This is a genomic window from Pantoea sp. SIMBA_079 (assembly GCF_046940275.1).
Lineage (GTDB): Bacteria > Pseudomonadota > Gammaproteobacteria > Enterobacterales > Enterobacteriaceae > Pantoea > Pantoea borealis.
Genome location: NZ_JAWRYR010000929.1, coordinates 1 through 235, shown reverse-complemented (window position 1 = coordinate 235; position 235 = coordinate 1). Strand labels below are relative to the sequence as shown.

Below are 235 nucleotides of genomic sequence, written 5' to 3'. Positions count from 1 at the left end.
CATGGTCCGGTGCGACGCGGGATGCAGGATCTGCGACAGCACGTCGTCGTCGGGCACATCGCCGCCGAGGTGGGGCCGGGCGCGGTCGCGCAGCTCGTCGATGTCCAGCGGCCGTCCATTGTTGAAGGGATCCATGATCAGCATCCCGTCGTCGACAGGCAGACGGACCAGGAAATGGCCGGGAAACGAGATGCCGTCGAGCGGCACGCCGAGCCGGCGCGCGACTTCCATCTGG

At 68.1% G+C, this 235-nt stretch carries 1 protein-coding gene; it reads right to left on the bottom strand.

The annotated features are described in order from the left end of the window. A partial coding sequence (locus SB719_RS22655) for a transglutaminase family protein (protein WP_412160109.1) occupies positions 1 to 235 on the bottom strand: 235 nt, incomplete at both ends.